This is a genomic window from Rhizomonospora bruguierae (assembly GCF_018397995.1).
GTDB lineage: Bacteria > Actinomycetota > Actinomycetes > Mycobacteriales > Micromonosporaceae > Rhizomonospora > Rhizomonospora bruguierae.
Map to the genome: position 1 here is coordinate 42,310 of NZ_BBQH01000019.1, position 12,180 is coordinate 54,489.

At 72.7% G+C, this 12,180-nt stretch carries 13 protein-coding genes; 2 read left to right on the top strand and 11 right to left on the bottom strand.

The window, feature by feature from the left end; genetic code table 11:
* Positions 1 to 35: 35 nt before the first annotated feature.
* The 5 genes from KJS59_RS10485 to KJS59_RS10505 form a co-directional block, all read right to left on the bottom strand.
* Positions 36 to 803 (bottom strand): phosphoadenylyl-sulfate reductase, encoded by a 768-nt coding sequence (locus KJS59_RS10485; RefSeq protein ID WP_213452543.1) that lies wholly within the window; start codon positions 801 to 803, stop codon positions 36 to 38.
* 243 nt (positions 804 to 1,046) lie between these two features.
* Entirely contained in the window at positions 1,047 to 2,768 is a 1,722-nt protein-coding gene (locus KJS59_RS10490; RefSeq protein WP_213452545.1) for a nitrite/sulfite reductase, read from the bottom strand.
* 313 nt (positions 2,769 to 3,081) lie between these two features.
* A complete protein-coding gene (locus tag KJS59_RS10495; protein ID WP_213452547.1) occupies positions 3,082 to 4,608 on the bottom strand; it encodes a sensor histidine kinase in 1,527 nt (508 codons plus the stop codon).
* A 24-nt stretch (positions 4,609 to 4,632) separates the two neighbouring features.
* Positions 4,633 to 5,646, bottom strand: coding sequence for an SIS domain-containing protein (locus KJS59_RS10500; protein ID WP_213452738.1), 1,014 nt, complete (start codon positions 5,644 to 5,646; stop codon positions 4,633 to 4,635).
* Positions 5,647 to 5,879: 233 nt separating this feature from the next.
* The gene (locus tag KJS59_RS10505) at positions 5,880 to 7,493 is read right to left on the bottom strand and encodes an MDR family MFS transporter (protein WP_213452549.1); all 1,614 of its coding nucleotides are present in this window, start codon (positions 7,491 to 7,493) and stop codon (positions 5,880 to 5,882) included.
* Positions 7,494 to 7,627: 134 nt separating this feature from the next.
* Between KJS59_RS10505 and KJS59_RS10510 the strand changes: the two genes are divergently transcribed.
* Positions 7,628 to 8,215: a TetR/AcrR family transcriptional regulator gene (locus tag KJS59_RS10510; protein WP_213452551.1), complete on the top strand. Its 588-nt coding sequence runs from the start codon at positions 7,628 to 7,630 to the stop codon at positions 8,213 to 8,215.
* Here KJS59_RS10510 and KJS59_RS10515 read toward each other — a convergent pair.
* Positions 8,205 to 8,420 (bottom strand): biotin/lipoyl-binding carrier protein, encoded by a 216-nt coding sequence (locus tag KJS59_RS10515; protein WP_213452553.1) that lies wholly within the window; start codon positions 8,418 to 8,420, stop codon positions 8,205 to 8,207. The genes KJS59_RS10510 and KJS59_RS10515 overlap by 11 nt on opposite strands.
* Before the next feature lie 127 nt (positions 8,421 to 8,547).
* Here KJS59_RS10515 and KJS59_RS32170 point away from each other — a divergent pair, with 127 nt between their 5' ends.
* Positions 8,548 to 8,622, top strand: a complete 75-nt coding sequence (locus KJS59_RS32170) for a 50S ribosomal protein bL37 (RefSeq protein ID WP_370461611.1) — start codon at positions 8,548 to 8,550, stop codon at positions 8,620 to 8,622.
* 51 nt (positions 8,623 to 8,673) lie between these two features.
* Here the strand turns inward: KJS59_RS32170 and rsrA are convergent, their stop codons facing one another.
* From rsrA to KJS59_RS10540, 5 genes are all read right to left on the bottom strand, one after another.
* Positions 8,674 to 8,958 (bottom strand): mycothiol system anti-sigma-R factor, encoded by a 285-nt coding sequence (gene rsrA, locus KJS59_RS10520; RefSeq protein ID WP_213452555.1) that lies wholly within the window; start codon positions 8,956 to 8,958, stop codon positions 8,674 to 8,676.
* 5 nt (positions 8,959 to 8,963) lie between these two features.
* A complete protein-coding gene (locus KJS59_RS31750) occupies positions 8,964 to 9,848 on the bottom strand; it encodes a sigma-70 family RNA polymerase sigma factor (protein WP_283775764.1) in 885 nt (294 codons plus the stop codon).
* 177 nt (positions 9,849 to 10,025) lie between these two features.
* Positions 10,026 to 10,637, bottom strand: a complete 612-nt coding sequence (locus tag KJS59_RS10530) for an alpha/beta hydrolase family protein (protein WP_213452559.1) — start codon at positions 10,635 to 10,637, stop codon at positions 10,026 to 10,028.
* Positions 10,638 to 10,686: 49 nt separating this feature from the next.
* Complete coding sequence (locus tag KJS59_RS10535; protein WP_213452561.1) at positions 10,687 to 11,094, bottom strand: WhiB family transcriptional regulator; 408 nt, start codon at positions 11,092 to 11,094, stop codon at positions 10,687 to 10,689.
* A 286-nt stretch (positions 11,095 to 11,380) separates the two neighbouring features.
* A complete protein-coding gene (locus tag KJS59_RS10540; protein WP_213452563.1) occupies positions 11,381 to 12,121 on the bottom strand; it encodes an SOS response-associated peptidase in 741 nt (246 codons plus the stop codon).
* Positions 12,122 to 12,180 lie beyond the last annotated feature (59 nt).

The window sequence follows — 12,180 nt, forward strand, 5'->3', positions numbered from 1 at the left end:
CCGGTCTCGAGCGCCCCATCACGAGCCACCGGTCGTCACGAGGCCGCGTGCAGGCCGCACTCGGTCTTGTCGAACATCCGCCAGCGCCCGGCGCGGGCGTCCTCGCCGGCCTTGGTCCGGCTGGTGCACGGCCAGCAGCCGATCGAGGCGTACCCCTTCTTGAGCAGTTCGTTGACCGGCACGTTGTGCCGGGCGATGTAGGCGTCCACCGCGGCCTGGGTCCAGGCGGCCAGCGGGTTGACCTTGACCTTGCCGCGGCCGGCCTCGAACCCCACGACCGGGGTGTTCGCCCGGGTCGGCGACTCGTCGCGGCGCAGGCCGGCGGCCCAGGCGTCGTAGTCGGCGAGGGCGCGCTCCAGCGGCTCGACCTTGCGCAGCGCGCAGCACTCGTCCGGGGCCCGGTTGAACAGGCGCGGCCCGTACTCGCCGTCCTGCTGGCCGACGGTCAGCCGGGGGCGGACCGAGCGGATCCGGACCGGCAGCGTGCGGGCCACCGTGTCGCGGACCTTCAGCGTCTCGGGGAAGTGCAGCCCGGTGTCCAGGAAGACCACCTCGACGCCGGGCACGACCCGGGAGACGACGTGCATGAGGACGGCGTCCGCCATCGAACTGGTGACGCAGAACCGGTCGCCGAAGGTGTCCGCCGCCCAGCGGACGATCTCCTCGGCGGGTGCCCCCTCCAGGTCGCGGCCCGCCTCGAGGGCAAGCTCGCGCAGTTCCTCCGGCCCGCGCCGGCCGGGCGGCGCCGGCACGGACGGGGTCAGCGTGATCACGTTGGCCACGGGCAGGGCGGTGGTCGTCATCGGGTGACCGCCTTTCCTAGCAATCCGATCAACTTGACCGAGAAGATGCGCACGCACGAGTGGCATTCCCACGCGCCGTGCCCCTCCGGGCTCGGACGCAGGTCCTCCTCCCCGCAGTACGGGCAGTACATCGGGGCCGCGCGTCCACCACTCATCGGAGCCGCCTTTCCTGCGCGGCTACGGTGCTTGCGCCGCAGCCGCCGGCCAACGGCGTCGCGCCGCCGGCCGGCACGCTCCGGACACTCATCGCAGCGCGTCCTCCTCCACGCGGAGAACCCACTCCCCGAACCGCTCCCCCGACGCGCGCGAGTCGAGGTACCGCCGGGCCAGCCGCTCGACGTAGTCGGGCAGCTCCTCGGCGGTCGTCCGGAGGCCGCGCAGCTTGCGGCCGAACCCGGCGCTGCGGTCCGCGGCCACGCCGAGACCCCCGCCGAGGTGCACCTGGAAGCCCTCCACCTGCTGGCCGTCCGGGCCCAGGACGAGCTGGCCCTTGAGGCCGATGTCCGCCGTCTGGGTGCGCGCGCACGCGTTCGGGCAGCCGTTGAGGTGGATGGTGATGTCGGCGTCGAACGAGCGCAGCCGCTCCTCCAGCCGCGCCACCAGGTCCTCGGCGCGCTTCTTGGTCTCGACGATGGCCAGCTTGCAGTACTCGATGCCGGTGCAGGCCAGGGTGCCGCGCCGCCAGGCCGACGGCTCGGCCTCCAGGTCGATCTCGCGCAGCGCCGCCACCAGGCTCGCGGTCCGCTCCCGCTCGACGTCCAGCACCAGCAGCTTCTGGTACGGGGTGAGCCGCACCCGCGCCGACCCGTGCGCCTCGACCACGTCCGCCAGCGACAGCAACTGCGACCCGGAGACGCGCCCCACGATCGGCGTCGCCCCGACGTAGTACCGGCCGTCCACCTGCTCGTGCACGCCCAGGTGGTCGATCGGGCTGGCCGGCAGCTCCGGCGCCGGGCCGTCGATCAGCTTGTAGTGCAGGTACTCGTCCTCGAGGACCTGCCGGAACTTCGCCACGCCCCAGTCGGCGATCAGGAACTTCAGCCGGGCCCGCCCGCGCAGCCGGCGGTACCCGTAGTCGCGGAACGCGCCGGTCACCCCGGCCCACACGTTGACGACCTCGTCCGCCGGGACCCAGACGCCGAGCCGCTGGGCCAGCATCGGGTTGGTGGACAGCCCGCCGCCGACCCACAGGTCGAAGCCGGGGCCGTGCTCGGGGTGCACGACGCCGAGGAAGGTGACGTCGTTGACCTCGTACGGCACGTCGGCCAGCCACGAGATGGAGGTCTTGAACTTGCGGGGCAGGTTCGCGTACTGCGGGTCGCCGATGTACCGCTTGACGATCTCCTGGATCGCCGGGGTGGCGTCCAGCAGCTCGCCCTTGGCCACGCCGGCCACCGGGCTGCCGAGCACCACCCGGGGGCAGTCGCCGCACGCCTCGGTGGTGGTCAGGCCGACCGCCTCCAGCCGCCGCCAGATCGCCGGCACGTCCTCGATGCGCACCCAGTGCAGCTGGATGTTCTGCCGGTCGGTGATGTCGGCGGTGTCCCGCGCGTACCGCCGGGAGAGGTCCCCGATCGTGCGCAGCTGCTCCAGGCTCAGCTGGCCGCTGTCCACCCGGACCCGGAGCATGAAGTACTCGTCCTCGAGCTCCTCGGGCTGGAGCACGGCGGTGCGACCACCGTCGATGCCCGGCTTGCGCTGGGTGTACAGGCCGAACCAGCGGAACCGGCCGCGCAGGTCGGCGGGGTCGATGGAGGCGAAGCCCCCGTGCGCGTAGATGTTCTCGATCCGGGCGCGCACGTTGAGCGGGTTGTCGTCCTTCTTCGAGCGCTCGTTGGGGTTGAGCGGCTCGCGGTGCCCGAGAGCCCACTGCCCCTCGCCGCGCGCCTTGCGCGGCCGGGCTGCCGCGCGGCGGGCCGGGGCCTCGCCGGGCGCGGTGTCGGGCGTGGTGCTGGTGACCGCCATTGCGGCGTCCTCCTGGTGCCGGGGACGCGCACGCACGCCGGCCGCCCCGGTCGACCGGGGCCAGGCGACAGCGGTGTCAGAAAGGCCGGCGCGGATGCGCGCCCAATACGGGATCGGGCGACGTCAACGAGCCGGACACATCGCGCTGCGGACGCGGCAGAAATCGATGTGGCGCCGGGCGGTGAGCCCGTCTCCCACGAATCGATGCCGCGCAGCCGATGTCACGCTGACAGCCTCTCACGCCCACTCACCCATGACCAGGGTTACGGACGTCACCTCCCACATCCCGAAACAGCCCGGTCAACACCCGTTCTCACTTGTCGCGCTTCAGCGGAATGGCGAGCAGCGCCTCGGTACCACCGCCGGCACGGTTACGTAGTTCGATGGAGCCGCGCAGCTCACCGGTGGCGAGGGTGCGGACGATCTGCAGGCCCAGCCGCTTGGTGTCGGCCGGGTCGAAGCCCGCCGGCAGGCCCCGGCCGTCGTCCGCGACCGTGACGTGCAACTGCCGGCGGTACCGGTGCACCGCGATCACGACCTCGCCGGCGACGTCCTCGGCGTCCTCACCGGACGGCGCCGGGAACCCGTGCTCGACGGCGTTGAGCAGCAGTTCGTTGAGGACCATCACGAGCGGGGTGGCGATCTCGGCCGGCAGCACCCCGAACGCGCCGTCCCGCCGCAGGTCGATCCGCCGGCCGGGGGCGGCGCCCTCGGCGGCCGCGGCGGCGACCCGGTCCACGATGCCGTCGAACTCGACCACCTCGTCGCTGGACATCGACAGGGTCTCGTGGACCAGCGCGATCGAGGCGACCCGGCGCACCGACTCGTGCAGGGCGGTGCGCGCCTCCGGTGCGGAGACCCGGCGGGCCTGTAGCCGCAGCAGCGCCGCCACGGTCTGCAGGTTGTTCTTCACCCGATGGTGGATCTCCCGGATCGTGGCGTCCTTGGTGATCAGCGCCCGGTCCCGGCGGCGGACCTCGGTCACGTCCCGGACCAGCACCAGCGCGCCGATCGGCACGCCCGCCGGCATCAGCGGCAGCGCCCGCATCAGCACGGTCGCGCCGCGCGCCTCCACCTCCTTGCGGGCCGGCGCCTCCCCGCGCAGCGCCGCGTGCACCCGGTTGGTGGCATCGGTCCCCTCCAGCGGGTCCTCGGCGAGCCGGCCGGAGAGCGCCGCCAGGTCCTCGCCGACCAGATTCCCCTGGAACCCCAGCCGCCGGTACGCGGACTGGGCGTTGGGGCTCGCGTAGGTCACCTTTCCCGACCCGTCCAGCCGGACCAGCCCGTCGCCCACCCGGGGCGCCGAGGTCGTCTCCCCCGGATGGGGTACCGGCGGGAAGGTGCCGTCCGCGACCATCTGCGCCAGGTCGTCCGCGGTGGTCAGGTAGTTCAGTTCCAACTGGCTGGGCGTGCGGGCGGTCGACAGGTTCGTGTCCCGCCCGACGATCGCGATGACGTCACCGATCTCGCCGTCGGCCGCCCGTCGGCGCACCGGGATCGCCTCGTGCCGGGCCGGTGTGTCGCCGTACCAGACGGGGTCGCCCTCCCGCCAGATCCGCCCCTGGTTGCGGGCCACCGCCAGGTGCGCCACCTCGGTGCCGCCGAACAGCTTCCCCACCTGGTCGTCCGGGTACGCGGTGGGCGCCGTCGTGGGTCGCACGTGCGCCACGCAGAGGAACCCCGGCGCGTGGTACCCGTGGTCGATCGGCACCCAGAGCAGCAGGTCGGCGAAGGACAGGTCGCTCAGCAACTGCCAGTCGGCCGCCAACCGGTGCAGGTGGTCGATGTCGGGGTTGCCGAGGTGGGTGTGCTCCTCAACGAGATCACGCAGGGTGGACACGGCGTCCAGCCTGCCACGCGCGCGTCACAACGTGGCGGTCACCTTGTTGAGCCCGCGGGGCGCGTCCGGGTCCTGACCCCGGGCCAGCGCGACCGCGAGCGCGAGCCGCTGCAGCGGCAGGATGTCCAGCAGCGGCGCGTACCGCTCGTCGACGCGCGGGACGGGGATCCGCGCCGCCGTGCCGGGCACGTCCTCCGGGCCGACCACGACGACGTCGGCCCGCCGCTCGCCCAGGCGCGCCAGCACGTCCCGCATCGACTGGCCGCCCGGTCCCGCGTCGACGACGGCGAGCACCGGCACGTCCGGGTCCGCCATCGCCAGCGGACCGTGCAGCAGGTCGGCGCCGGAGAACGCGAGCGACGGCAGGTACGAGGTCTCCATCAGCTTCAGCGCCGCCTCGCGCGCCGTCGGGTAGGCGTACCCCCGCCCGGTGGTCACCAGCCGCGCGGCGAACCGGTACCGCGCCGCCAGGTGCAGCGGGGTGTCGTCGGCCAGCGCCCGCTCCGCGAGGCCGGGCAGGTCGTCGATGTCCGCCGCCGGCCCGCCGTCGACGGATTCGACCAGTAGCAGCAGCGCCAGCAACTCCGCCGTGTACGTCTTGGTCGCCGCGACCGCCCGCTCGTGCCCCGCCGCCACGTCCACCGCCAGGTCGGCGGCGGCGGCCAGCGGCGACCCGGGGGTGTTGGTGACCGCCAGGGTCAGCGCCCCGGTCTCCCGCGCCGCCTCGAGCACCGCGCACAGGTCCGGCGACCCGCCGCTCTGGCTCACGCCCACGACGAGCGACTCGGACAGGTCCGGCCGGGCGCCGAACACCGTGACCACGCTCGGCGAGGCGAGCCCCGCCGGGATGCCGAGGCGGATCTCGGTGAGGTACGCCCCGTACAGGGCGGCGTGATCGGAGGTGCCCCGGGCGGTGAACACCACGTGCCGGGGTCGGCGGCGGGCGATCCGCTCGGCGACGGCGGCGATCCGCTCCCGCGCCGGACCCGCCAGCAGCCGCGCGAACACCTCCGGCTGCTCGGCGATGTCCGCCGCCATGCCCGCCCCGGCCGTCATCCGAGCCTCCTCCGCGCTTCGCTGCGCACTTTCGTCCCGCTGTTGCGCATTCTTGCACGCAACACGCCTGTATCGCAAAGCTTCGAGCAGCACTCCCGCACCGACGAATTGTGCGCCGCGCCGGCTCGCGGGAGGCGGTACGGCTGGTCCCGACAGGCGCGAACGCCGCCCCGGACAGGTCCGGGGCGGCGTTCGGTCGTGAGCCGGCGCGGGGCTCAGGAGACCGCGGCGGCGGTGCCGAGGGCGGCCTCGGCCTCGGCCTCGCCGCCCTTGGTGGGTGGCGGGGGCTCGTGGCTGCTGCGCAGCGGGATCTCCTTGATGAACCAGGCGAGGATCGGGACCGCCACGGCGAAGCCGATGGCCCACCAGAACACCCCGGAGATCGAGTCCGCCAGCGCCGTGAGGGCCTCCAGCCGCAGGGCGGGCGGCAGCTTGGCGAGTTGGTCGGGGTCGAAGCCACCCCGGCCGCCGCCGGTGCTGGTGAAGCTCTCCGCCCCCGCCGCGCCGAACCGGGCGGTGAGCTGGTCGGTGAGGCGGTGGGCGAACACGGCGCCGAAGAGGCTGACGCCGAACGAGCCACCGATGGAGCGCAGGAACGTGGCGGCGCCGCTGGCCGCGCCCAGGTCCCGCTGCTCGACGCTGTTCTGCGCGATGAGCATCGAGGTCTGCATGAGGAAGCCCATGCCGACGCCGAGCAGGATCACGTACAGGCCGAGCTGGGTCCTGGTGGTGTGCACGTCCAGCAGGGTGAGGATCGCCATGCCCCCGGCCATCATGACGCCGCCGATGATCGGGAAGGCGCGGTACCGGCCGGTCCTGGTGATGGTGCGGCCGACCACGATGGACGTGATCAGGGAGCCGAACATCAGCGGCATCAGGAGCAGGCCGCTGCTCGTGGCGCTGGCGCCCTGCACGGTCTGCTGGAACAGCGGCAGGAAGTTCATCGCGCCGAACATCGCGAAGCCGAGCAGGAAGCCGATCACCGAGATGAGCGCGAAGTTCCGGTTGGCGAACAGGTTCAGCGGCAGGATCGGCTCGGGGACGCGCCGCTCCACGAGCGCGAACGCGACCAGCGTCACGGCGGCCAGCACCGCCAGACCGATGATCTGCGCGGACCGCCACGCGTACTGGTTGCCACCCCAGGTGGTGATCAGCACCAGCGCGGTGATGGCGACCGAGAGCAGGCCGGCGCCGACCCAGTCGATGCGGTGCTCGGTGCGGTACCGGGGCAGGTGCATCCGGGTCACGAGGATCGCCAGGGCGACCGCGCCGAGCGGCAGGTTGATGTAGAAGGCCCAGCGCCACGAGAGGTGGTCGGTGATGAAGCCGCCGACCAGCGGGCCGGCCACCATGGCGATGGACATGATGCCCGCCATCAGGCCCTGGTACTTGCCCCGCTCGCGGGGCGGGACGAGGTCGCCCACGATCGCCATGACGCCGACCATGAGGCCGCCGGCGGCCAGGCCCTGCAGGGCCCGGAAGGCGATCAGTTCGGCCATGCCGTTGTGCGCGCCGCCGAGCAGGCCCGTGCCGGACATGCCGCAGAGCGCGGAGCCGACCAGGAACAGCGCCACCGAACTGAGGAAGACGCTCTTGCGTCCGTACAGGTCGCCGAGCTTCCCCCAGATCGGCGTGGATACGCTGGTGCCCAGCACGTACGCGGTGACCACCCAGGTGAAGTGGTCCAGCCCGCCGAACTCGCGGACGATCCGCGGCAGCGCCGTACTGACGATCATGTTGTCGAGCATCGCCAGCATCATGGCGATCATGAGGCCGGCGAGCACGACCCGGATATTGGGTCGGGCGACGGCCTGGTCGGTCTGGGTCACCGGTTACGTTCCCCCCACGTAATGGCCAGCTTACTTGTCGACCGGTTAGCAACTTACCAGCCGTAAGGTAAGCTCGCCGCGGACCGGTCGTCAAGTTAATTGCATGTGACATACATACCGAGGACGAGGAAGCCGTGGCTGAGCGAACCGGGGAGCGAACCGACACCCGCGCGCGGATCCAGGACGTGGCCCTGGAACTGTTCACCGAGCAGGGGTACGAGGCCACCTCGCTACGGGAGATCGCCGAGCGCCTCGGGGTGACCAAGGCCGCGCTGTACTACCACTTCAAGAGCAAGGAAGAGATCGTCAGCAGCTTCGTCGAGGACGGCATGAAGCGCGTGGAGGCGATCCTGGAGTGGCTGCGCGGGCAGCCGCGAGCGCCGGAGACCTGGCGCGAGTTCCTGCGCCGGTACGCGGCGGAACTGTACGAGAGTAACCACTTCCGCACCATGCGGTTCTTCGAGCAGAACCAGGCGTCGCTGCGCGAGCAGCCGTCCGCGCTGAAGATGCGCGGCCACATGATGGCGATGCTGGAGTTGCTGGCCGGCGCGGACGCCACCGCGACGGACCGGCTGCGCTGCGCGGTGTCGGTGTTCGCCCTGCACACCAGCTCGTTCGTGCTCAGCGAGCCGGGGCTGACCGACGAGGACCGCCGGGAGGCGGCGCTGACGGTGGCCTACGACCTGGTGGACCGGGCCGGCGCCGCCCGGGTCACTCGATGACGGCGATCAGGTCGCCCTCCTGAACGACCTCGCCCTCGTTCACCGCGAGCTGGGCGACCGTGCCGCCGGACTCGGCCAGCACCGGGATCTCCATCTTCATGGACTCGAGGATCACGAGCGTGTCGCCCTCCGCCACGCTGTCGCCCGCGGCCGCGACGACCTTCCACACGTTCGCCACCATCTCGGCGCGGATCTCCTCGGCCATCGCGGCCAACCCCCTTGTCGTCGCGTTCCTGGACGGTATCCAACCACGCGGCGGCCCACCGCACCGGCGGGCCCGGGGCAACGCCTAGGATGATTCGTCCGACGAGAGCGCGACCGGGGGTTACCTCATGGCGAAGAAGGCCCGCAAGAAGAAGGCTCGCAAGAAGAGCGCGGCCAACCACGGCAAGCGCCCCAACAGCTGAGCGAGGCGGCACGGGTGGGCGGCGCACCGAAGCCGGTGCGCCGCCCGCGTGCTATTCGGCCAGCAACTCCCGCGAGCCGGTGTCCCGCACCAGCCCGGCCAGCCTGCTGCGCAGCCGGTCCCGCAGCTCGGCGGGCGCCCGCTCGGCGCCGCAGGAGCGCGCCACCAGGGCCTTGACCTCCTGCTCGATGCCGAACTCGCGCAGGCACGGCGAGCACTCGTCGAGGTGGTCGCGGATCAGCCGCCGGCGCTCCTCAGAGCACTCCAGATCGAGGTAGAGGTAGACCTCCGCCAGCACGTCGTGGCAGTCGGTCTCGTGGGGTTCACCACAGCCCACGACGATCACACCTCCTGCCCGGCCGTGGCCGGGTCGCCCGTGGGGGTCCGGTTGAAGCCCCGCTGGGCAGCGTAACGCTCCAGCAGCCGGCGCAGGTTCCGCCGACCGCGATGCAGCCGCGACATCACGGTACCGATCGGGGTACCCATGATCTCCGCGATCTCCTTGTACGAGAAGCCCTCGACGTCGGCCAGGTAGACCGCCATCCGGAAATCCTCGGGCAGCTGCTGCAGGGCGTCCTTGATGTCGCTGTCCGGCAGCCGGTCCAGCGCCTCGGTCTCGGCCGAGCGCAGGCCGCTGGACGTGTGCGACTCGGCCTCGGCGAGCTGCCAGTCCGTGATCTCCTCGGTGGGGGCCTGGACGGGCTGGCGCTGCCGCCGCCGGTACGAGTTGATGTACGTGTTGGTGAGGATCCGGTACAGCCACGCCTTGAGGTTGGTGCCCTCCTCGAACTGGTGGAAGGCCGCGTACGCCTTGAGGTACGTCTCCTGCACCAGATCCTCGGCGTCGGCCGGGTTACGGGTCATCCGCAGGGCGGCCGCGTAGAGCTGGTCCACGAACGGCATCGCGTCCCGTTCGAAACGCGCGCGCTGCTGATCTGGCCTTTCGGTACGGGTCACCCGGACGTTCACCCCTGGTCGCGAAGCCTCCGGCGGCGCGACGGCGTTCGCCCGCCCTGCTGAGGATACGCCTGGTACCCCGATCGCCGGCGCGCTACGCCCTCTGACGCCCGTCACAGTGCCCGTCGCGCCGCCGGTGCCCGGCGCCACCGGATCGACCGCGGCAGGCTCCACCGCGGCAGGCCAAGCCGGCGCGTCGAGCAGTCTCCGGACCCGCTGCGGGTCGCCCGCGGGCGCCGGGCGCCATTGGGTACCGCTTGCACTCTGCACAGACCGCTCCCTTGCCGAAGTCGCGGCGAAGAGACGCCGCCTTCCTGGCTGTGCAACGTGCCCGGCCCGGCCGCGCATTCCTGCCCGACCCGGCCCCGGTGATCCCTGCACCCCACCGGGGCCGGGTAGGGCCTGGGAGGTTGTTCACCCACACCAACGAGCCCCGGCCGGGGACGGTCACGGCAGCCATCCCTGCCGGGTGAGCCAGGCGAGCACGGCCGCGGCCACGGCGGGCGGGTCCCGGCGCAGGTCGTGCCGCTCGCCCGGGCGGACGACCACCTCCACCGGCGGCGCGGCCCCGGGTACGCCGAACGGGTCACGGTCGCCGTTGACGACCAACGTGGGCACGGTGGTGGGCAACTCGGCGGCGCGGCTCCGCTCCGGCCTGTCGGGCGGGTGCAGCGGGAACGCGAGCGCGATCACACCGGCGGCGCCGAGCGGCGCGGCGGCCCGGCACGCCACCCGGGCACCGCTGGACCGGCCGCCGAACACCATCGGTACGCCCGGGTAGCGGGGTGCGACGGCGGCGGCGACGACGGCCCACGCCTCGTCCAGGTGCGGGGCGGGCGGCGGTGTACGCCGGCCGGCCACCCGGTACGGCTGGGTGACCAGCGCGACGGCGGCGCCGGCGGCGACCGCGGCATCCCGCACCGCGACCAGGTCGGGCGCGGTGACGTCGCCGCCGGCCCCGTGGCCGAGCAGCAGCAGGCAGCGGGCCGGGCGGGCCGGCTGGTCGAGGCTGACCCGGGCCGGCCCGCGCGGCGTGTCGATCTCTATGGACTCCGCCATACCGCCATCCTGGACCACCGGCGGGTGATCGACCGGATGGGGCGGCGCGTCAGCGAACGGCGACCAGGTCCGGCAGGCGGCCGCGCACGGCGGCGCCGAGCAGGTCCTCCTCGATGGCCTCCGCGCGCGCGGCGTCGGCCTGCCAGGCGGTCCGCCAGGCCACCAGCATCGCCCGCCGCTCGCGGGGCGTGGTCGCGCCCCACACGCCGTGGCAGTCGCCGACGTCCAGCGCCCAGGCAAGGCAGGCGCCCTGCACGTCGCAGGTGCGGCAGAGCGAGATGGCCGAGTCGGCCGCCTCGCTCGGTGCCGGGAAGAACGTCTCCGGATCGGTCGTCTGGCAGGCGCCCTTCGTGCGCCAGGCAGGATCCAGATCTCGCTCGCTGAAGGCTCGAAGCAGCCTCGGGTCACGCCTCGCGGCGGCGACCTCGTGCGGGCGGGGCATGCGCGCCCGGGTCATCAACCCACCTCCCCCGTGGGACCGGCATGTGCTCGCGGGGTTCACCGCCCGATGCGGTGACACACCCCGTTGCCGGCGCTGTGTTCTATCGCACGGCATGGTGGCAAGACAAGTACTCCATCGACATTGCCAAAAAGACGCAGCGACGTATGCGTACCACTGGGGCAAAGCGGGCGAGAGTGATCACGGTGCGTGGTCCACCGGAAACGCGAGAGCTGCTCGCACTACCGTCGGTAACATCCATCCGTTCACGCTCCGAAGCGGCCACCCGGGCGCCATCCGACGGTCAGAACAGCGTGAGATTTACCGAAACGTCATCGGCGGCGGCCGGATCGACGGCGCCCAGCGGCGGCGCCGGCACGGCCACGGTCAGATCCGGACCGTCGTTGCGCACGTCACCGACCGCCGGCCCGACCGGGCGCAGTTCGATGCCGGCGAGGTACTCCGCCGGCGGCGGCGCGAGCAGCCCGGTCGGGTCGGCCGGCCCGGCCAGCCACCGCGCCCACCGGTCGCGGGGCAGGAGCAGCGGCATCCGGTGGTGCACCAGCGACAGGTCACCCAACGCCGGCATGGTCACGATCGTGCAGGTGAAGGTCGGCTCCGGCCCCCACGGGCTCCACAGCCCGGCGAAGGCCAGCACGTCGCCGTCGCGGGAGGTCATGAAGTACGGCTGCTTGCGGCCACCCGGCCCGCGCACCCACTCGTACCAGCCGTCGGCCGGGACGAGGCAGCGGCGCCGGCCGAACGAGGTCGCGTACGCCCGGGTGGTGGCGACCGTCTCCGCCCGCGCGTTGATCATGCGGGCCGCACCCCTGGTGTCCCGCGCCCAACTGGGCACCAACCCCCAGCGCGCGGCGGTGACCACCCGGCCATCCAACCGCTGGGACATGCGCACGATGGGTACCGGGTCGGTCGGCGCGACGTTGTAGTCGGGTGCCAGCGGCACCCTGTCCAGCGTGTCGTCCCCCGCCTCGAACAGGGTGGTCAGATCGACCGTGCTTCGGGTCGTCGCGTACCGGCCACACACGGGCATCACCGTACCGTCCCGGTGGGCGGGAGGGGCTGGTCGCGCGGTCCGCGGTGCAG

Excerpts from the sequence above, each read along its gene's own strand:
- KJS59_RS10485 (WP_213452543.1), bottom strand. The coding sequence starts at position 803 with ATGACGACCACCGCCCTGCCCGTGGCCAACGTGATCACGCTGACCCCG.
- KJS59_RS10490 (WP_213452545.1), bottom strand. The coding sequence starts at position 2,768 with ATGGCGGTCACCAGCACCACGCCCGACACCGCGCCCGGCGAGGCCCCG.
- KJS59_RS10500 (WP_213452738.1), bottom strand. The coding sequence starts at position 5,646 with ATGGCGGCGGACATCGCCGAGCAGCCGGAGGTGTTCGCGCGGCTGCTG.
- KJS59_RS10515 (WP_213452553.1), bottom strand. The coding sequence starts at position 8,420 with ATGGCCGAGGAGATCCGCGCCGAGATGGTGGCGAACGTGTGGAAGGTC.
- KJS59_RS10530 (WP_213452559.1), bottom strand. The coding sequence starts at position 10,637 with ATGGCGGAGTCCATAGAGATCGACACGCCGCGCGGGCCGGCCCGGGTC.
- KJS59_RS10535 (WP_213452561.1), bottom strand. The coding sequence starts at position 11,094 with ATGACCCGGGCGCGCATGCCCCGCCCGCACGAGGTCGCCGCCGCGAGG.